Origin of the sequence: Acinetobacter sp. 243_ASPC (assembly GCF_001054715.1) — a bacterium.
Taxonomy (GTDB): domain Bacteria; phylum Pseudomonadota; class Gammaproteobacteria; order Pseudomonadales; family Moraxellaceae; genus Acinetobacter; species Acinetobacter soli.
In genome coordinates this window covers 53,928-73,294 of record NZ_JVOR01000105.1, presented here as the reverse complement: position 1 = coordinate 73,294, position 19,367 = coordinate 53,928, and the positions used below count along the sequence as shown (strand labels likewise).

The following is a 19,367-nucleotide window of genomic DNA, read 5'->3' as shown; positions in this document are numbered from 1 at the left end:
CCCTATAAATAAATGCGTTAGGCTTCTTTTTTTAAAAATGCCATAAAGTGTTCAATATAGTCATTTGCCATATCGGGGTCAATTTGCGTGCCCAGCTTTTCCAGACGCTTGTAGCCCAGATGCGTGGTCATATGAATCACGCCGTTTAAGGTTTTATCGACCACCAGATTAAACTTAAGGAGCTGCTTCGGTGTCCGAATGAGCTGTGTAACGCCCTGATCGACAATTTGTGTGAGCGCCTGAAAAGCTTTGGGTACATATACGGCTTGCCCTGCGCGGACTTTATCGACCGCAGAAAAGGTATCCTGCACCAAGACCGAATCGAGGCTGTAGCGCATATAGGTGGTCTGCGCTTCTGTTCGAAAGGTACTTGCCAGATAATTGACTAGTGGCAGCAGGCGTTCATTGCTAAAAAATGAAACTGACCACGGCAAATATTTTTTCATGGTGGCCATGACCTGCTGAATGACTTTTTCAGACTCGTCGATTTGTTTGATGAAGGACTGATCGGGCTTGTGCTTTTGCTGCGCCAGCATATCGCCAAAAACTTGCTGAATGATTTGACAGGAAATGTCGGAAAGTACGATTCCCAATTGCTTGGACTGCGGCTGTGTAGTGCCCTGATTGAGCTGGGCATGAATCTGATCAAAATGATGATGCGTGGCCTCATCGATTTTAAGAAATACAGCATATCCCATGAAGCATCCCTCGCATTTTATTGTCTGATATCCATGTAAAGACATGAATGTCTGCGTTTGGGTTTAATCTAGCGTGTTTTGCCGAGCAGGTAAATTTTTTGTCGATGAGTTAAGCATTAATTCCGATGTATTTTTTGCTACAATAGTCGCAATTTTTTATTCATTTTTGATTTTTACTATGACTGACGCCAACGCTCAATCTGCCCAAAACATCGCAACCACCTATGATCCCACTGATATTGAAAGAAAATGGTATCAAATCTGGGAAGAGAAAGGCTACTTTAAGCCATCCGGTCAAGGTGACTCGTTTTGTATTATGATTCCGCCGCCAAACGTCACTGGTAGCTTGCACATGGGGCACGGCTTTAACAATGCCATTATGGATGCCCTCACCCGCTATAACCGCATGATGGGGAAAAATACCTTATGGCAGCCGGGAACCGACCACGCGGGTATTGCCACGCAAATGGTTGTAGAGCGTCAGTTGGCTGCACAAAATGTCAGCCGTCACGATTTGGGCCGTGAGCAATTTATTGACAAAGTCTGGGAATGGAAAGAGCAATCTGGCGGCACCATCACCAAACAAATTCGTCGTTTGGGTTCTTCTGTCGACTGGTCGCGTGAACGCTTTACCATGGACGATGGTTTGTCTAATGCCGTGAAAGAAGTGTTTGTTCAACTACACGAGCAAGGTTTGATTTACCGCGGTAAACGCTTGGTAAACTGGGACCCGAAACTACAAACGGCGCTGTCTGATCTTGAAGTTGAGTCGGTTGAAGAAAAAGGCTCGTTGTGGCATTTCAAATATTTCTTTGAAGACAAGTCACTCAAAACTCAAGACGGCCATGATTTCCTTGTGGTGGCCACGACGCGTCCTGAAACGCTATTAGGCGATACTGCGGTTGCGGTACATCCGGAAGACGAACGCTATGCGCACTTGATTGGCAAAAATATTGTGTTGCCAATTACGGGCCGTTTGGTTCCAATTGTTGCCGATGAATACGTTGAAAAAGATTTCGGAACAGGCTGTGTCAAAATCACCCCTGCACACGACTTTAACGATTACGACTTAGGTAAACGCCACGATTTGCCAATTATCAATATCTTCAATAAAAATGCCGAAGTTCTGGCTGAGTTTGAATATATTGCAAAAGCTGGTGAACAAATTTCTGACGCAATTGCAGCGCCAGCAGATTATGTTGGCTTGGAGCGTTTTGCTGCACGTAAAAAACTGGTTGCACAAGCCGAAGCAGAAGGCTGGTTAGACCAGATTCAGCCGTATGACCTCAAAGCGCCACGCGGTGACCGTTCAGGCGTGATTGTAGAGCCGCTTTTAACCGACCAGTGGTATGTAAAAATTGCGCCATTGGCACAGCCTGCAATTGAAGCAGTTCAAGACGGACGCATCAAGTTTGTACCAGAGCAATACACCAACATGTATATGGCATGGATGAACAACATTCAAGACTGGTGTATTTCACGTCAGTTGTGGTGGGGCCACCGTATTCCGGCATGGTACGACGCTGAAGGCAATGTATATGTTGGCCGTAACGAAGAAGAAGTTCGTGCGAAAAACAACCTTGCTGCCGACCTTGCGCTTCAACAAGACGAAGACGTGTTAGACACATGGTTCTCTTCGGGCCTCTGGACATTCTCGACCTTGGGCTGGACAGGCGATGCCAAGAAAGATGCGGAAAACTATTTCCTCAATACCTTCCACCCGACCGATGTATTGGTAACTGGTTTTGACATTATCTTCTTCTGGGTGGCGCGCATGATCATGATGACCATGCACTTCATGAAGAATGAGGATGGTACGCCACAAGTGCCGTTTAAGACCGTATATGTACATGGTTTGGTACGTGATGGCGAAGGCCAGAAGATGTCGAAATCGAAAGGCAACGTACTTGATCCGCTCGATTTGATTGACGGGATTGATCTTGAAAGCTTGGTACAAAAACGTACTTTTGGTTTGATGAACCCGAAACAAGCCGAAAAAATTGAAAAAGCCACGCGTAAAGAATTCCCAGAAGGAATTAACTCGTATGGTACAGATGCCGTGCGTTTCACGTTCTGTGCCCTTGCCAACACTGGCCGTGACATTAAGTTTGATTTGAAGCGTGTAGAAGGCTACCGTAATTTCTGTAACAAAATCTGGAACGCGACCCGCTTCGTACTCATGAACGTAGAAGGTCAAACCGTTGCTCAGGAAGCGCGCCCAGAGCTATGGGAATTGCCAGAGCAATGGATCATGAGTCGCCTACAAAAAGCCGAGCAAGCGGTACATCAGGCATTTGCAACGTATCGTCTAGATCTTGCTGCGCAAACCATTTATGACTTCATTTGGAACGAATACTGCGACTGGTATGTCGAACTGACCAAGCCAGTTTTAAACGATGCAGAAGTTTCGGAAGAACGTAAAGCAGAAGTTCGCCGCGTATTGCTTGCAGTGATGGAAGCCTCACTTCGTTTGGCGCATCCACTGATGCCGTACCTGACCGAAGAAATCTGGCAAACGCTTGCGCCAATGATTGGTAAAGGTGGCGACACCATCATGACGGCGAAATACCCAGTGCCGGAAGCTGCAAAAATGAATGAGCAAGCCGAAGCCGATATGCAATGGCTTCAAGGCTTAATCGGTGCTGTACGTAATATCCGTGGTGAAATGGGCTTGGGTAATGCTCGCTTGTTGCCAGTATTGCTTCAAAACATCTCTGACAGCGAACGCACGCAGATCGAACGTATTCAGCCGCTCTTTAGAGCTTTGGCCAAAGTAGAAAGCATTACGTTCTTGGCACAAGGTGAAGAGCCGCCACTGTCATCTTCTAGCGTTGTAGGCCACGCATCTGTATTTGTTCCAATGAAAGGCTTGATCGACCCGAAAGCAGAATTGGGCCGCTTACAGAAAGATTTGGATAAAGTACAAAAGCAGCATGACCAGATTGCCAACAAACTTGCTAATGAAGGCTTTGTTGCCAAAGCACCAGCAGCAGTTGTTGAAGGTGAAAAAGTGAAATTGGCTGAGTTTGCTGATCAGCTTGTGAAAATTAAGCAAAGCATGGAACAGATTGCTGCGCTTTAAGCTTTAAAATAGTGAATATTTAAAATAAAATCCCTTCTAATTAGGAGGGATTTTTCAATTAAAGGATAAAAAATGATCATTTCAAAATTATATATAAAAAATTTTAGGGGCTATAAAGAGCAAACTATATATTTGCACGACAATTTAAACGTTATTATAGGCAAAAACGATGTTGGAAAATCTACAATATTAGAAGCACTAGAAATTTTTTTTAATAATGAGTTAGTTAAAATTGATGTCAGTGATCTTAGTAAAAAAAGAGAGCTAGAATCAGACAGTGATATTATTATTCAAGTTTCATTTCAAGTTGCTCAAGGAAAATCCTATACCATAGATACAGTTCCAACCTATCTTACAAATGAATATTTACTAGATTCTGAGAAATTTTTAACAATCAGAAAAGTCTGGAGTGCTTCTACTCAGACTATTACAGCAAAGTCTTTAAAAACATTTATTGTTTCAGACTATCCGAATAAAAAATTTGCCACACCCTTAGTAAATAAAAAGATATCAGAATTAAAGAAGGATTTAGCCCTATTTGATAGCTCACATGATACCTCCTCAGTTAACAAAGCAAAAAGTAGTTCTATTAGACAAGCAATCTATAATTTTTCTGATGTTCAGCCAATTGACTTAAGTGAAACATTTATACCAATTGACGCTGAGGACGGTAAAAAAATTTATGAGGCAATAAAAAGTGATTTTCCTCTATACTTTCTATTTAAAGCTGATAGAGAAAATAAAGATTCAGATACCGAAGTACAGAGTCCACTAAAAGTTATTACAAAATCAATTTTAGCAAATATGCAAACTCAACTTGATGAATTAAAAGCTCAAATTATAAGTGCTACTGAAGAAGTGGGACAAAGAACAATAACCAAACTAAGAGAAATGAATCCAGAGATTGCTGACCAGTTAATTCCTAATGTATCAACTAAAGCATGGGACACTCTTTTTTCATTTACATTTGAAGATGAAGCAGGAATACCAATTAATAAAAGAGGAAGCGGAGTACGTAGACTAATTCTTTTAAACTATTTCAGAGCTGAAGCAGAAAGGAAAAGATCTAATGATAGAACAGTAATCTATGCTCTGGAAGAACCAGAAACTGCCCAACATCCAGACTGGCAAGTTATGCTATATTCTGCTTTAGTTGAATTATCTGAAAAAGCTGATACTCAAATTTTTTTAACAACTCATAGTCCGAGTTTAGGTTCGTTAGTACCACTTTCAAATATTATTTATTTATATAAACAAGATAAAGAATTAATAATTGAAACAAATGATGTAACCATTCTAGAAAAAGTTACAGAATCTTTAGGAATAACACCTGATATAATGATTAGTAAGATTTATACAAATATAAAATTAATTATTTGTATGGAAGGCCCAACAGATATCGAATTTTTAAAAAACATATCCATATCTTGTTTCAATTTTGATTTATCAAATCACCCTCAGGTTTTATTAATCCCACTTGGAGGTGGAAATTTGGAGCATTGGGTTACTTTTAGGTATTTAGATAAATTACCTAACATTTCTCAAATACATATTTATGATCGTGATGTAAAAAAATATGGAAAATTTATTCAAAAGATAAACCAAAATTCCCTACATAAAGCATTTCAAACTAATTTTTATGAAATAGAGAATTATATTCATCCAAACCTATATTCAAATTGTTATCAATTTTCTGAACCATTTATTGATTTTTCAAATGACCAGTGGAAATCCGAATGGAATAGTATAGATGTTCCTAAAAAACTAAGTCAACATTTGAAATATTGTTTCGAAAATGGAGATAGATCTCTAAAAGAATATAGTTCTGAACAAATTAAAAAAAAGTTGAATTATGAACTTTCAAAAGTTTTAACTAAAGACTTACTTAAAGATATTGGTGCCTACGAAGAAATAAGCTCCTGGATTCAAGCTATCCAACAAAAAGTAGCCTAATGTTTAAATTAATACCATTAACTCTATCGAATAAAATTATTAGATTTATTCGATAGTAATTAAAATAATATCGCATAAACACTTACAACAATTCACTCCCCAACAACATCTCCACCCCACTCACCTTTTTCATATGCTTTAAACAGTCTTTTTCCCATTTCACATGCTGCTTTAACTCAGTAGCATCTGCATCAATCGCTTTATACACATCACTGGTATGTACCTGATTGGCTTTGAGTTTTTTAACCAGTTGAAACGAGTTTAGAATGTCTTCGATCTGGCTTTCAATCTGCTGACTTTGCGCATCTAAAGCCAATTTATAAAACTTCACTTGCTCAGAGCTAAGCTCCTTTGAGGTAGCTCCTTTATTTTGCTCAAACTGTAACTGCATTTTGAGCAGATAAAATAAATCCTGCTGTTCATAGGCTTGGCTGGCTTGTTGAAATAGCTCAGTTTTTTCTACTTTTCTGGTTTCATTATGCTCGCGATCTGGATGAATTATGGCGGCTATTTTTAAATACACCGTTTTGAGTGATTGCGCTGCCATCTGCTCAGCCTGTTCGCGTTTTTGTTGCTGCCGTATCTGTTTGGCTTGTTCACGTGCCTGCTGCTGATCGGCTGCATAGCGCTCAAAATCAGCCTCGGCTGCATCCTCTTGATCAAAATCATGCGCTGTATTTTGTATAGGTTCGGCATGCGCTGATAATTCTTTTGGAGCTTTGCGCTGATTGTGCTCGGCGTGCTGGCGATAAAAGGTATCTATTTGAATTGCCTGTTTATGCTGTTCGGCATTGAGCATCTGAGAGCACTTTAAGCGCTTTGCAAGCTGGGCAATTTTCTCATCAAGCTTGGCGATCTCTGCTTTAGAAAATTCATGTTGATGCAATACATTCCAAAGCTGGGTGAGCTGCTGAAACCAGAGTTCGTGCAATTCGTGATACAAAGGCAACAGCTTTTGCCGGGTGTAGTGCTGGATCTCGGTTTGCGCATTTTGCCATGCCGCCAACATCTTTTTTTGTTGTTCAATTTTCTCAATCAGCACATTCAGTTTTTTCTGCGGCCCAGATACGTCTCCCTTTTTCTTGATCGTAACCTTAAGATCAAAAGACATAGTCATCTACCACCTAAAAATGAAAAAGTGTAGCAACAATATTCACAGGAAGATATCTCACCATAAATACTCAGCTTCTCTGCCGATAACATCAACTTTAAGATTTTCAATTTAAGCGTTACCATAAAGCACCCAGCATGGGCTATTTTCAATACAAGAAGATCAACATGAAAAAGCAATATGGCATATTGTGGTTGGTGGGTGTATTCAGTGCCTGTAGTCCGCAAGCCCCTTCGACAACGCAAAATACTGCACCACAACACGCAGCAGTAAAGCAAGAAACAAATACCGCTCAACCCGCCGCTCACATTAAGGTGCAAGCTGCTTCAAAGCCAACGTATTTGGTAGATAACCCTACGCCTTTACCAGAAGGTTATGTGGTCGATCGCACCTATTTAAAACAACCGCTTATAATCGATGCCAATGGTGATGGCCACCCTGATGCGTTTCGGGTGCTTAAAAATCCGAATGCCAAAGGCTTGCAATATCTGTTTGAGTTTCGTCTTGGCAACAGCAAGGACGTGTATTACTACCAAAATGACACTCACGATTACGATCTAAATGTATTCACCACGTTTGAGCCAACTGAACGGGGAGAAAATTTTGTAGATATGTCGAAACTGGATGGTGCCGATATTGTGCCTTTTGAAGAAGCGCCCAAAGAGGCTCGTCTGATTTTAAAAAATGAAGGTGTTGAAGCCAGTACGGCAGATGCGACCTGTGCCGCATCTCTGTTTTATTTAAAAGAGAAAACCATTCAACGGGTGTATTTATGCTAGCAGACAATACGCCATACAGCATTGAAAGACGTTAACTTATTGGCCCACCCACCAAATCACCAGCGGTAAGGTCACGGCCGCACACAGGGTTTGTAAGCTAATCACCGCTGCCATAAGCTGACTATCACCACGCAGCACTTTTGTTAAAATGTAAGCCGCAGATGCCGTAGGCAATGCAAAAAAGACCACCATGATCTGGGTTTCAAGCGTCGATAAACCCATCCACATACACACCATGTAAGCTAGCGCAGGCATGATAAGCAAACGCGCAGCGGTATCGAGTAGCAAGGCGGGCACATCTTTTTTCATTTCCATAAACTGTAACGCCGCGCCTACACAAAGTAACCCCAAAGGTAAGCTCGACGATGAAAACAGCTTGAGTAAATTTAAAATACCGTCCCACAGCGGAATCTGGAGTGCATTGAATACGCCACCAAATAGACAAGAGACAATGAGCGGATTTTTCAATAATGCCAGCAGTACGGGTTTAAGGGCCATATTTTCACTTGAGGTAAGTGACAGCACCGAAATTACATTCACCACCGGAATACTTACCGCCAGCAAAATAGCCAAGATCGCCATGCCTTCTTTGTGATAGAGCGCTGCCACCAAAGCCAACCCAATATAGGTATTAAAACGTACAATACTTTGTACATGCACACCAAAGCGTGCCGGTCGGATATTTTTGAAATACTTGATGCCATACAGCACAGCGGTGGCCACAGCAATAACTGTAAACATGGCAATAATCACGTACTTTAGATTCTGAAAATCAATTTTGGCCGTAACAAGGGTATGAAACAGTAGCGCTGGAAAGAGCACGTAATAATTGAGTTTTTCTGCGCCTGCCCAAAATTCTGCACTAAAAAATTGATAGGTTTTAAACAGATACCCTGTCGCAATGAGCGCAATCAGGGGAAAAAGTGCAAGAAAGATATGAGCCATGTTCGATCAGTGTCTACTATCGTTATTTTTAAATCCTGATTCATTCTATGCGCAAAAATCGGATCAGGCTTAAAATTTGCGTTAAACTTAAGCAAATGAACAAAAATAAAGCACCTATGAATATCCGATTACTTCTCACCTGCGCCTTTACTTTGAGCAGCTTGTTCTCGACTGCCGGTTTTGCCGAAGCAGTACGCGCCCCATTAGCAGAAAAGCGTGCGATTTTTAAAGCTGCCGGTTTTCAGTTTCATCACAATAAGTGGCAATCCGAATGTGGTGAGCCAACGCTTGAGCTGTATCAAGACATCAACCATGACCGTTTACCCGAGGCCATTGTCAGCAGTGCAGATACTGGCTGTTATGGACTGACAGGTATGGGGTTTGTGCTATTAAGTAAAACGGCGCAAGGTGTATGGCGCGTGCGCTATGATGGTACAGGTGTGCCCGAGTTATTAAAATCGACAGGAAAAAATCGTATGCCCGACGTTTCGGTAGGTGGGCCGGGGTTCTGCTTTCCGGTTTTGCGCTGGGATGGCAGCAATTATCGTTTTCACCGTTACGAATATGAAGGGAAAGCGTGTCAGATCAGCCCACCTTAGAGCACTCTTTTTGCTCAGTCTGCACCACGCTTATCGGAAGCTTTAAATTTTAATCCAATATTGGTGCGTTTTTTGCTTTGAATAGGCAAATTAACCCAACCGTGCGTTGTGGTTAATCACCCTTTAGATTTTCTTAACCATTTTGGTGCATAAATCATTTTTTATATGCAACCAAGCTGGATTTAAGCACTTTTTTTGAGCAAATTATGCAAAATGTCGATTTATTTTTCTTATTGCTCGGCGCAGTGCTGGTGCTGGCCATGCATGCCGGGTTTGCCTTTTTAGAGCTCGGCACCGTGCGGCATAAGAATCAGGTCAATGCGCTCAGTAAGATTCTGACCGATTTTTCTATTTCTGCAATTGCTTACTTTTTTGTAGGCTACTACATCTCCTATGGGCACAGCTTCTTTCAAACTGGTGCTGTACTCGCCGCGGATCATGGCTATAACCTGATGCGCTGTTTCTTTTTACTGACCTTTGCCGCTGCCATTCCGGCCATTATTTCGGGCGGTATTGCCGAGCGTGCCAAAATGCGTCCACAAGCCATTGCCACGTTTGCACTGGTGGCGTTGGTGTATCCACTGTTTGAAGGTATGGCATGGAACGGTAACTTTGGTCTGCAAAAATGGCTCGAAAGCCAATTTGGCGCCAGCTTTCACGATTTTGCCGGATCAGTGGTGGTTCATGCCATGGGCGGCTGGATTGCCCTCATAGCTGTGGTTTTACTGGGCGCACGAAATGGTCGTTATAAAAAAGACGGACGTGTCAGTGCTCATCCGCCCTCGTCCATTCCATTCTTAGCGTTAGGGTCTTGGATTTTAATTGTGGGCTGGTTTGGTTTTAATGTGATGAGTGCCCAGCGTGTCGATGCGATTTCAGGCTTGGTGGCCATCAATTCACTGATGGCGATGGTAGGCGGCACCTTAAGCGCCAACTTTATGGGTAAAAATGACCCCGGCTTTTTACACAACGGCCCGCTGGCAGGCTTGGTCGCCATCTGTGCAGGGTCAGATATTGTGCATCCTGTAAGTGCATTGGTGATCGGTGTTGTGGCAGGTGTAATCTTTGTGAAGCTGTTTACCTATACACAAAACAAGCTCAAGGTTGATGATGTACTTGGTGTGTGGCCTTTACATGGCGTCTGTGGTGCCCTTGGAGGCCTTGCAGTAGGGATATTTGGACAAAAGGCGTTTGGAGGCTTGGGCGGTGTCTCGATGATGTCTCAACTGATTGGTACGGGTCTTGCAATTGTAATTGCTGTGCTGGGTGGATTTGTGGTGTATGGCCTACTCAAAGCCGTGATGGGCATTCGTTTAAGCCAAGAAGATGAATTTCGTGGCGCAGACTTGTCTATTCATAAAATCTCTGCAAATTCTGAAGATGGAATGTTTTAATCCCGCACCCGTTTGTGCTTTTGCGACTCTCTGAGTCGCTTTTTTTTAACTGCGATTTGATGTAGTCGCTTAAGTGATCGCTAAGTTTGGCACGTTTAAATCATGCTCAGAGATTTCTATATTTATTCAATTCCTTATGCAATTTTCTGTTTTTATGCGCGTACAGCTTGTACTGATCGCATGCAGTGCAGTTGTACTGATGATGCTCTTTCCGGTAGGCGGTGCGATTGATCTGCATTTGATTGCACCGTGGGTCGATGCAACAGGGCAATTTCATCATCGCGATAACTGGTATTTGGCCAAACTGAATCATGTGATTGTGAAAAACATCATCATCGGGGTTTATGCAGTATTTTTTGTGTTGTGGCTGGCATCATTTAAAATGACGCGTCTGGCCGCGCAGCGCTGGCAATATGGCTATATGTTTTGGGTGAGTATGCTGTGTACCAGTATCGTTGGCATTCTTAAGTCACAGTCGTCTCATGCTTGCCCTTGGAATATGACCCACCCAGCAGCACAGGGTTTTGTCTGGGATTTTAGCGCCACACATGGGCACTGTTTTCCGGGTGGACATGCCAGCACCGGATTCGCCTTGATGACTGGCTACTTTGTGTACCGCGCGACACATCATCGACGTGCACTGTTTTATTTGTTTGCCGGGCTCATTTTAGGCTTTGCAATGGGCTGGGCACAGATGATGCGCGGCGCACACTTTTTAAGTCATAATTTATGGACAGGATGGTGGGCGTGGTCAATCAACTGCCTAATCTACTTGTGGGCGGCACGCCATTTGGGTGCTCGCCAGCAGCATTCTTAATGATGCGGCGGTTGTTTGGGAATACGCACCAACACACTTAAGCCGCCTAACTCCTCGCTTCTGAGCAGTTGAAGTTCTCCACCTAACCGACTGGTGGCCTTATCGACAATTGATAACCCCAGCCCACTCCCCACTTCAAGGTGATGATGCACACGATAAAAACGCTTCAGCACCTTGTCGTAATGCTCGGGGTCAATTCCGGGGCCGCTATCTTCAATCTGTGCACAGGCGTATTCGCCATCTTCATAGACAGAAATATTGATCACGCCTGCGGCTGGCGTATATTTGATGGCGTTATCAATCAGGTTAAAAACAATGGAATGCACGGTCGGTTCAACACTGACCATTTTTACCGATTCATTACGTACAAAACCTAAATCGATATCTTTTTCTACCGCCAGATTCATGAGTTGCTCGACACAGTTGAGCGTTACATCATTAAGCTCAAAGCTGCTGTGTCGTTCAATAGCACTCAAGGAAACATCTTGTTTGGCCAGCGCCAGTAACTGCGTGACCAAATGCTGGATTCGCGCCAAGCCTTTGCCGAGATTTTGCAGTGCGGCGTGGTCAGGAAACTGACTCAACAAAATTTTGGTTTGTAAATTCAGTGCCGTGATTGGCGTGCGCAGCTCGTGCGCAGCATCGGCCACGAACTGTTTTTGTTCTTGCTGAGATTCTGAAATTCGCTCAAACAGGCGGTTCATCTCTTCAATGGTCGGTAACAGTTCTTCAGGATACGTTTCATCGTGAATAGGCGACAGATCATTGGAATCGCGCTGCGTCAGCTCACGTTTAAAATCATCAAAAGGCTTGAGGTTACGCCGAATAATGCCCATCAGGCCAAGCAAGGCAAACGGTAAAATAAAGCCATAAGGTAAAAACATGCTGGCCGCAAGCTCAAGTGCTACCACTTTGCGTACTTTTTCGAGCTGACTGACCTGAATCTGGTAATTTTCTAAAGGCAAGACATAGGCGCGCAAGGTGCCCTGTCGTGTCTCTTGCGAATAAAACCCGGCTTTTTTTACCGGAGGCATCAACAATTGATTTTCGTCTTGTAAATGGCGCTGATCGTCGTAGGCCCAGATATCGACCAGTAAATCTTCTTCGTGATATTCGTGATTGGCCTGAAAGTGGCTGTCGAGATTGTAGAGCGGCTGACGTGCCGTGCGATCGGCCAGATAGCGCATTTGCTCATCAAGAATCTGATTGGTTTCGTGCAAGGCAACTTTATAGGCTGTAAAAACCAGAATACAGCCCAGTAAAAGACTAAAAACAGAGGTGACCCAGATTAATCGACGTCTTAATGAATAATGCTTGGCCATCCTCAGCGTTTCCTTATGATTGTCCCATTCGATAGCCTAATCCACGGATGGTACGGATGAAGTTTTTACCCAGCTTAGAGCGTAAATGGTGAATATACACTTCAATGGTATTGCTGGTGACTTCACTATCAAAGTCGTAGAGCTTATCTTCTAGATTGGCTTTGGAAAAAATCTTGTTCGGATGTGACATCAGCGGAATCAAAATCGCCCACTCACGGTTTGAGAGTTCAATTTCTTTACCCTGAAACGTGGCCACATGTTTTTCAACATTGAGCACCACATCGCCATTCACTAACACCTGATCTTGCTGCAAAGCAGCGTTGTCTTTGCTGTTGGTGCGGCGCAGCAATGCATTGATTCGTGCCAGCAATTCATCAAACTCGTACGGTTTGATCAGGTAGTCATCTGCCCCCTGATTCAAACCTTCCACACGGTTTTCGAGCTGGTCACGCGCTGAAATAATCAGCACTGGCACCGCGGTTTTATGGCGGATCTGCTTCAGCACTTGCATACCGTCCATCATGGGGAGGCCCAGATCGAGCAACACCAGATCAAACTTCTGCTTTGACAGATGCGCTAGGCCATCTAATCCATTATTCACCCACTCTACCTCGAATTGATGATATTTCAATAAGGTAATCGTGGATTCAGCGATCATGAAATCATCTTCAATAATCAAAATTTTGGTCATGGGTTAGACTCGCACAACTGTGGAATAACATGAATCTGATGCATCAGGAAAACGAGCAATAATCTGTTTTTACGCTGACTCGATGCAACAGAATAATTATCATTTTGGCTCAACATAACTGTTTTGCATATCAAATGAAATCGCGTGTTGACTATTGTTTTGGCAACACTTACTTTTCTACTGTAAAAATATAAGCTTAAAACACACTTAAATAAAAGCTTTGTCGTTTTTATACCATTTGATCAATTGCGTATTTGCTTCATTTTATCGCAACAATATCAAACCGATACAGGCATATTTATACATAATAACAATTAAAGCAATATTTTTGAGTTTGCTCGGTATCCTCAGTAGTAGAATTTTACATACAGCACCGAAAAATGACGCAGCAGTTTAGCCCAATCATGATCTAGAGTGATGCTTGAGACTGCCCTAATGTTTTAGACCAAAAGTAAATGGGGAACACAGATAAAATAGCCATGACCACGACCAAACTCAGCATCCAGGCATAGCCAATCTGGTCGGCAATAACACCGCTGATCAGGTAAAAACCACCGCTGACCGTGGCCATCAAAGCAACCTGAAAGGTAAAATCCGTGCCTGCAAGCGCACTTCGGCTATAGTGCATGACCAGTGTGAGCATTACCACCAGTAGCATCGCCGAGCATAGATCTTCAAGTGCATTGAGCGCATAAATGAGCGTAAAAGATACTGACATCCCGCTTTCGTATGCCCAGCCCAATCCTGCAAAGCCAATAAGAGTTAAAATTTTAACTATTGAAAAGAACAGCAGTACACCTGCACGGCTGAAACTTTGAAGTAGATATCCGGCAATGAATGCACCCAGTAATGCAGCCACAGCACCTAGCACGGTAATGTAAAGCCCAATTTGGGTAAAACTCAAGCCTATATCGACCATCAACGGCTTGAGTAAAGGGCCGGCCAAGCCATCTGCCACCTTAAAGCTAAGTAAAACGGTAAGCCATGCTCGTGTTGTCTTAGACTGTAAAAAGTGCTGCAAATAATGGCGTATTGAGAATAATTTTGCCGCACTGCCCTGCACGCCCTGACGATCCTGTCGCGCGGGTTGTAGCACAATGGGCAAGGTGTTAAGTGCCACTAGAGCCGCCAAACACAAAAAGGTATTCTGCCAACCCAAAGCATCGACAGCCCACAGAAGTACGCCGCCACCCACAATAAATCCTAAACGTGAACCAATCACCTGAAAGGTATTGCCCCAGTGCTGTTGATCAGTTTTGAGTAAATTCACGGCCAATGCATCGGTGGCAATATCCTGAGTGGCTCCTGAAAAATTAATCCAGAGCATCAGCACAAAAAACATCAACAAAAATTGTGGCTGGTTCAATGCCTCAATCGGAAAATACGCCAGCACAACAAGCCCGCAAATGCTGCATACCTGCATGGGAATGATCCAGCTACGATAATGCCCAATGCGTGAACTGCCAAACCGATCGACCCAAGGTGCCCATAAAATTTTGATCGACCACGGCAGCATCAGCAGGCCAAAGCCGCCAATCTGTGCCAAAGACACGCCTTGTGCCCGTAAAATGACGGGTAAGGCATGGGTCATAAAGCCTACGGGTAACCCTTGTGCCCAATACAGGCTAAATAACAACAGATAAAGACGGCTTGCATGCATAGCGTATCGGGCTCGAATCAAAAAAATTGCAAAAATCAGTCTGTTTTAAAATGCATCTAACTATTTTGCCAATGTAGCGTACCTTTCAAAGGCTTAAGATGACAATAGGATGACCAACATGACCACAGATGGATATGACCCAGTTTTTTCCTGATCTTCCCGATCGTGTGCCGCAACGTGGCACTGCCTTAAGCCGCCGCATGTGCAGGCAGTTATTTCTGGCTCAAGGCTGGCGAATTGAGGGCGAGTTTCCTAATGTTCCTAAAGCCGTCGCGATTATTGCACCCCATACATCTAACCTAGATGCATGGTACGGCTTTTTGGCCATCGGTGGTCTGGGCATTAAAATCACGGTACTCGGCAAAGATTCGCTTTTTACTCCGGTCAGTACGCCCGTACTGAACTGGTTAGGGCTTATTCCGGTACAACGCAGCAAACGTACGGGTTTAACCGAGCAGGTGGTTCAGGCCATCGAACAGCATGAACGCATCTGGATTGGCATGGCGCCCGAGGGTACGCGCAAACAGGCCAGCACCTTTAAAAGCGGGTTTTATCATATTGCGTTAAAAGCGCATATCCCTATTGTAATTTTCTCTTTCGATTTTGATCATAAAACCATTTATTGCTTAGGTGCTTTTTCCCCAACAGGTGATTATCAGCAAGACCTAACCGCCATCATGCAACGTTTTGAGGGCAAGGTATCAGCGAAGCGACCAGATCGCCTGTCGCGTCCTTTACAAAATCTTGTAAAAAATGACTAGAAATAAAGCAGTGAATCTGGTCTGATGTGCGCAATCTGATGGTCATCCAACACGTTTAATTGTTCATGAAAGTTGCACATTTCGCCTTGGTTACAGCACTGAGCTTTACGCTCTTTGGATGTGACAAAATTGCTAAAACACCTCCTCAAACCAGCTCGATTCAGCCTCGTGAACCCGTCATTGCGCTTGCACTGGGCGGTGGTGGTGCCAAAGGCTTTGCCCATATTGGTGTGATCAAAGTACTCGAATCGCATGGTATCAAACCGAAAATTGTCACGGGCACCAGTGCGGGCAGTTTTGTGGGGAGTATTTATGCCAGCGGAAAAACTGGCTACCAGATGCAATCGATTGCGCTCAAGTTACAAGAATCTGATATCCGTGACTTAACCCTGAATCGTCAGGGCTTTGTGCTGGGTCAGAAACTGCAAAATTACGTCAATACTCAGGTAAGTAACAAGCCAATTGAGCAATTTCCAATTCGCTTTGCCGCAGTTGCAACACGTTTAGACAACGGCAAAAAAGCCGATTTTATTAAAGGCAATGCCGGTCAGGCGGTTCGTGCCTCATGTAGTATTCCGAATGTTTTTGTTCCAACAACCATTGGCAAGGTACAGTATGTCGACGGCGGTTTGGTAAGCCCAATTCCGGTCAAAACAGCACGTGATATGGGCGCCGATATTGTGATTGCGGTCGATATTTCTGCGCGTCCGGCAGGTACTCAGGCCAGCAGCATGTTGGGGTTGCTCGATCAAACCATCAACATCATGGGTCAGCAAAGCATTAATGAAGAGTTAAAGCAGGCCACTGTGGTGATTCAGCCTAAAGTCGGTCATCTTGGCGCACTGGATTTAAAAGCCAGTAATGATGCTATTTTGGAAGGTGAAAAAGCAGCACAACTTAAAATTCGTGCTATTCAAAGCGCGATTGATCAATTTAAAAAATCACCTGCTGCCCTTCAGCCACCACCTCGGGCCAAATTCTAAAGTCATTTTTTACTCAGCCCTGCCAAGTTCTGCTACAGTGAAGGTGCAATCGTGTATTTCGATTGCACCTTTTTTATAACAACATTTTGAGCATTGCTATGGAATTTGTATTAGAACCTTGGCACTGGTTTGTTCTGGGCATTGTGTTAATGCTTTCGGAACTTGTTTTTACCGCTTTTGCCGCTCTTTGGTTCGGTGTTGCCGCCATCATGGTGAGTGTTTTACTCTGGTTGTTTCCAATGATGGGCATTCCCACACAGCTGATCACTTGGGTAATTTTATCGATACTGTGTACCTTTTTATGGTTCAAATTTATCAAGCCATTGTCCATCGATAAAACCAAGGCAGGCTTATCCCGCGAAGCCACGATTGGTCAGGTGGGCATGGTGATTCGTGTGGGTATGTCGCATGAACAGGTACTGGTACGTTTTTCCTTGCCTGTGATGGGAACCGATGAATGGAACTGTCGCAGTTTGGCTCCGGTGAGCGTAGGCGATCGCGTGTGCGTGGTCGACATCATGGGCAATAATCTGGTTGTTCAACCCCATAACCCTAATAAACAATAAATGAGGACACACTTATGTCAGTGGGTTTAATTATTGGCTTAGCCTTTCTTGTCTTTGTTGGCGTGACGATTTTTAAGGGTGTACGCATTGTGCCGCAAGGCTATAAATGGATTGTACAGCGCTTAGGAAAATATCACTCCACTTTAAATCCAGGATTAAACTTCGTGATTCCGTATGTCGATGAAATCGCATACAAAGTCACGACTAAAGATATTGTGCTTGATATTCCTTCGCAAGAAGTGATTACACGTGACAATGCCGTGCTACTTATGAATGCGGTCGCGTATATCAATTTGACCACACCGGAAAAAGCGGTGTATGGAATTGAAAACTATACTTGGGCCATTCAAAATCTGGTGCAAACGTCGTTACGCTCAATCGTGGGCGAGATGGATCTAGACGATGCCCTGTCATCTCGTGATCATATCAAGGCCAAATTGAAAGCCGCCATTTCCGATGATATTTCAGACTGGGGCATTACCTTAAAAACGGTCGAGATTCAGGATATCCAGCCATCGACCACCATGCAAGCCGCGATGGAAGCGCAGGCTGCTGCCGAGCGTCAGCGCCGTGCGACCGTGACCCGTGCCGACGGCGAAAAGCAGGCAGCGATTTTAGAAGCCGATGGTCGTCTTGAAGCATCGCGTCGAGATGCCGAAGCGCAAGTGGTTTTGGCTGAGGCCTCACAAAAAGCCATTGAAATGATCACCTCTGCGGTAGGCGAACAGGAAATTCCAGTTGCGTATTTGCTTGGTGAACAGTACATCAAGTCCATGCAAGAAATGGCAAAATCCAACAATGCCAAAACCGTGGTGATTCCTGCCGATGTACTTAGTACCATTCGGGGTGTAATGGGACGTCAGCCCAACTAGATCTCTTTGAATTAACATAAAAAAAGCGATGTGCACTTTAAGCAAATCGCTTTTTTTTTATTCAAGTGAGCTTAGTTTTTTCTGCGCAATAAAAACTGGGTGATTTGTTCAAGGTCCGTTGCTGCACCTGAGAAATGCGTCAGTGCAGCCAGTGCCTGATCGTGCAAGCTTATGGCATAAGCCTGTGCCGCTTCAAGCCCCATAAGCGCAGGGTAAGTCGACTTTTGTACTTGCTGGTCTTTACCTGCGGTTTTACCTAGGGTTTCGGTACTGGAGATAATATCGAGAATATCGTCTTGTACCTGAAACGCCAGCCCTAAACTTTGACCAAACTGACGTAATTGCACCAATGCGGGATCTGTTCCTTTAAATAAGGTCACGGCGGCCATCAGAATGGCAGCTTGAATCAGTGCGCCCGTTTTATTGCGGTGAATATTTTCAAGTGCCGCCTGATCGATACTTTTGCCTTCGGCCTGTAAATCGAGCACCTGTCCACAAACCATCTTAGAGCTAGAGGTGGCCAGAATTTGCATTTGTCTGAGTACAATCGAGGCATCGACGCTATTTTGCTGATCAAACAAACGACTGCCCAACACCTCAAATGCCATTGATTGCAAGATATCACCCGCCAGCAATGCAGTATCTTCGCCAAATGCCACATGACACGTCGGTTGTCCGCGGCGTAGCAAATCGTTGTCCATGCAAGGCAAATCATCATGTGCGAGTGAATAACAATGAATCAGTTCAACCGCCACCGCAGCGCGGCGTGCTGCCGCATAATTGGGATTCTCTGCCAATGCAGCCACGGCATAGCACAATGCTGGACGCACCCGCTTGCCACCCAGCATAACGGCATGATGCACCGCCGACTTGAGTGGCTCTGGCAGTGCAAAGGCATCGAGTGCCATCTGCAAATCTTGCTGAATTCGTTCTTGAGCTGTAGATAAGATGTTGCTATTCACAGGGGAAATCGATGTCACAATTGCCTCGAATCTTGAATGGGAGCGAAAAAAGGTCTGAACAGACCGCTCATGACATGCTGCCTAATTTACCATGATAGGACTGATTTCTCACTTATTTATTCATTTACATCACGATATTCTTATGGGATGAGAATCTTTACCAAGTTTTAAT

17 protein-coding genes are annotated in these 19,367 nt (G+C 43.9%); 10 read left to right on the top strand and 7 right to left on the bottom strand.

Translation table 11 applies throughout. The features are described 5' to 3' along the window. Positions 1-17: 17 nt before the first annotated feature. Positions 18-698, bottom strand: coding sequence for a hypothetical protein (locus ADA42_RS14420; RefSeq protein WP_048765904.1), 681 nt, complete (start codon positions 696-698; stop codon positions 18-20). A gap of 178 nt (positions 699-876) precedes the next feature. Here ADA42_RS14420 and ADA42_RS14415 point away from each other — a divergent pair, with 178 nt between their 5' ends. Beyond that, the gene (locus tag ADA42_RS14415; protein ID WP_048765901.1) at positions 877-3,780 is read left to right on the top strand and encodes a valine--tRNA ligase; all 2,904 of its coding nucleotides are present in this window, start codon (positions 877-879) and stop codon (positions 3,778-3,780) included. Positions 3,781-3,852: 72 nt separating this feature from the next. Next, the gene (locus ADA42_RS14410; RefSeq protein WP_048765899.1) at positions 3,853-5,733 is read left to right on the top strand and encodes an ATP-binding protein; all 1,881 of its coding nucleotides are present in this window, start codon (positions 3,853-3,855) and stop codon (positions 5,731-5,733) included. Between the two features lie 82 nt (positions 5,734-5,815). Here ADA42_RS14410 and ADA42_RS14405 read toward each other — a convergent pair whose 3' ends face one another. Further along, on the bottom strand, positions 5,816-6,844 hold the full coding sequence (locus ADA42_RS14405) for a hypothetical protein (protein ID WP_048765897.1): 1,029 nt from the start codon (positions 6,842-6,844) through the stop codon (positions 5,816-5,818). Between the two features lie 167 nt (positions 6,845-7,011). Here ADA42_RS14405 and ADA42_RS14400 point away from each other — a divergent pair, with 167 nt between their 5' ends. Further along, a complete protein-coding gene (locus ADA42_RS14400) occupies positions 7,012-7,623 on the top strand; it encodes a hypothetical protein (RefSeq protein ID WP_048765942.1) in 612 nt (203 codons plus the stop codon). Positions 7,624-7,659: 36 nt separating this feature from the next. Here the strand turns inward: ADA42_RS14400 and ADA42_RS14395 are convergent, their stop codons facing one another. Next, complete coding sequence (locus ADA42_RS14395; protein ID WP_048765895.1) at positions 7,660-8,568, bottom strand: AEC family transporter; 909 nt, start codon at positions 8,566-8,568, stop codon at positions 7,660-7,662. A 95-nt stretch (positions 8,569-8,663) separates the two neighbouring features. Here ADA42_RS14395 and ADA42_RS14390 point away from each other — a divergent pair, with 95 nt between their 5' ends. From ADA42_RS14390 to ADA42_RS14380, 3 genes are all read left to right on the top strand, one after another. Then, entirely contained in the window at positions 8,664-9,167 is a 504-nt protein-coding gene (locus ADA42_RS14390) for a hypothetical protein (RefSeq protein WP_228137579.1), read from the top strand. A gap of 206 nt (positions 9,168-9,373) precedes the next feature. Beyond that, on the top strand, positions 9,374-10,561 hold the full coding sequence (locus ADA42_RS14385) for an ammonium transporter (protein ID WP_048765892.1): 1,188 nt from the start codon (positions 9,374-9,376) through the stop codon (positions 10,559-10,561). Positions 10,562-10,715: 154 nt separating this feature from the next. Then, positions 10,716-11,378, top strand: a complete 663-nt coding sequence (locus tag ADA42_RS14380; RefSeq protein ID WP_370685149.1) for a phosphatase PAP2 family protein — start codon at positions 10,716-10,718, stop codon at positions 11,376-11,378. Here the strand turns inward: ADA42_RS14380 and ADA42_RS14375 are convergent. The 3 genes from ADA42_RS14375 to ADA42_RS14365 form a co-directional block, all read right to left on the bottom strand. Continuing rightward, complete coding sequence (locus ADA42_RS14375; RefSeq protein ID WP_004941123.1) at positions 11,375-12,700, bottom strand: sensor histidine kinase; 1,326 nt, start codon at positions 12,698-12,700, stop codon at positions 11,375-11,377. The two genes, ADA42_RS14380 and ADA42_RS14375, sit on opposite strands and share 4 nt — an antisense overlap. Positions 12,701-12,713: 13 nt before the next feature. Beyond that, positions 12,714-13,391 (bottom strand): DNA-binding response regulator PmrA, encoded by a 678-nt coding sequence (locus ADA42_RS14370; protein ID WP_004941126.1) that lies wholly within the window; start codon positions 13,389-13,391, stop codon positions 12,714-12,716. Positions 13,392-13,800: 409 nt separating this feature from the next. Next, positions 13,801-15,051: an MFS transporter gene (locus ADA42_RS14365; protein ID WP_004941129.1), complete on the bottom strand. Its 1,251-nt coding sequence runs from the start codon at positions 15,049-15,051 to the stop codon at positions 13,801-13,803. Between the two features lie 134 nt (positions 15,052-15,185). On the opposite strand from ADA42_RS14365, the gene ADA42_RS14360 reads away from it, so the two are divergent. The 4 genes from ADA42_RS14360 (at position 15,186) to ADA42_RS14345 (ending at position 18,233) form a co-directional block, all read left to right on the top strand. Continuing rightward, a complete protein-coding gene (locus ADA42_RS14360) occupies positions 15,186-15,812 on the top strand; it encodes a 1-acyl-sn-glycerol-3-phosphate acyltransferase (RefSeq protein WP_025094387.1) in 627 nt (208 codons plus the stop codon). A gap of 65 nt (positions 15,813-15,877) precedes the next feature. Then, entirely contained in the window at positions 15,878-16,795 is a 918-nt protein-coding gene (locus ADA42_RS14355; RefSeq protein WP_004941135.1) for a patatin-like phospholipase family protein, read from the top strand. Positions 16,796-16,893: 98 nt separating this feature from the next. Beyond that, positions 16,894-17,361, top strand: a complete 468-nt coding sequence (locus ADA42_RS14350) for an NfeD family protein (RefSeq protein ID WP_004941138.1) — start codon at positions 16,894-16,896, stop codon at positions 17,359-17,361. A 14-nt stretch (positions 17,362-17,375) separates the two neighbouring features. After that, complete coding sequence (locus ADA42_RS14345; RefSeq protein ID WP_004941142.1) at positions 17,376-18,233, top strand: SPFH domain-containing protein; 858 nt, start codon at positions 17,376-17,378, stop codon at positions 18,231-18,233. Between the two features lie 71 nt (positions 18,234-18,304). Here the strand turns inward: ADA42_RS14345 and ADA42_RS14340 are convergent, their stop codons facing one another. Beyond that, positions 18,305-19,213 (bottom strand): polyprenyl synthetase family protein, encoded by a 909-nt coding sequence (locus ADA42_RS14340; RefSeq protein WP_048765888.1) that lies wholly within the window; start codon positions 19,211-19,213, stop codon positions 18,305-18,307. Between the last annotated feature and the right edge of the window lie 154 nt (positions 19,214-19,367).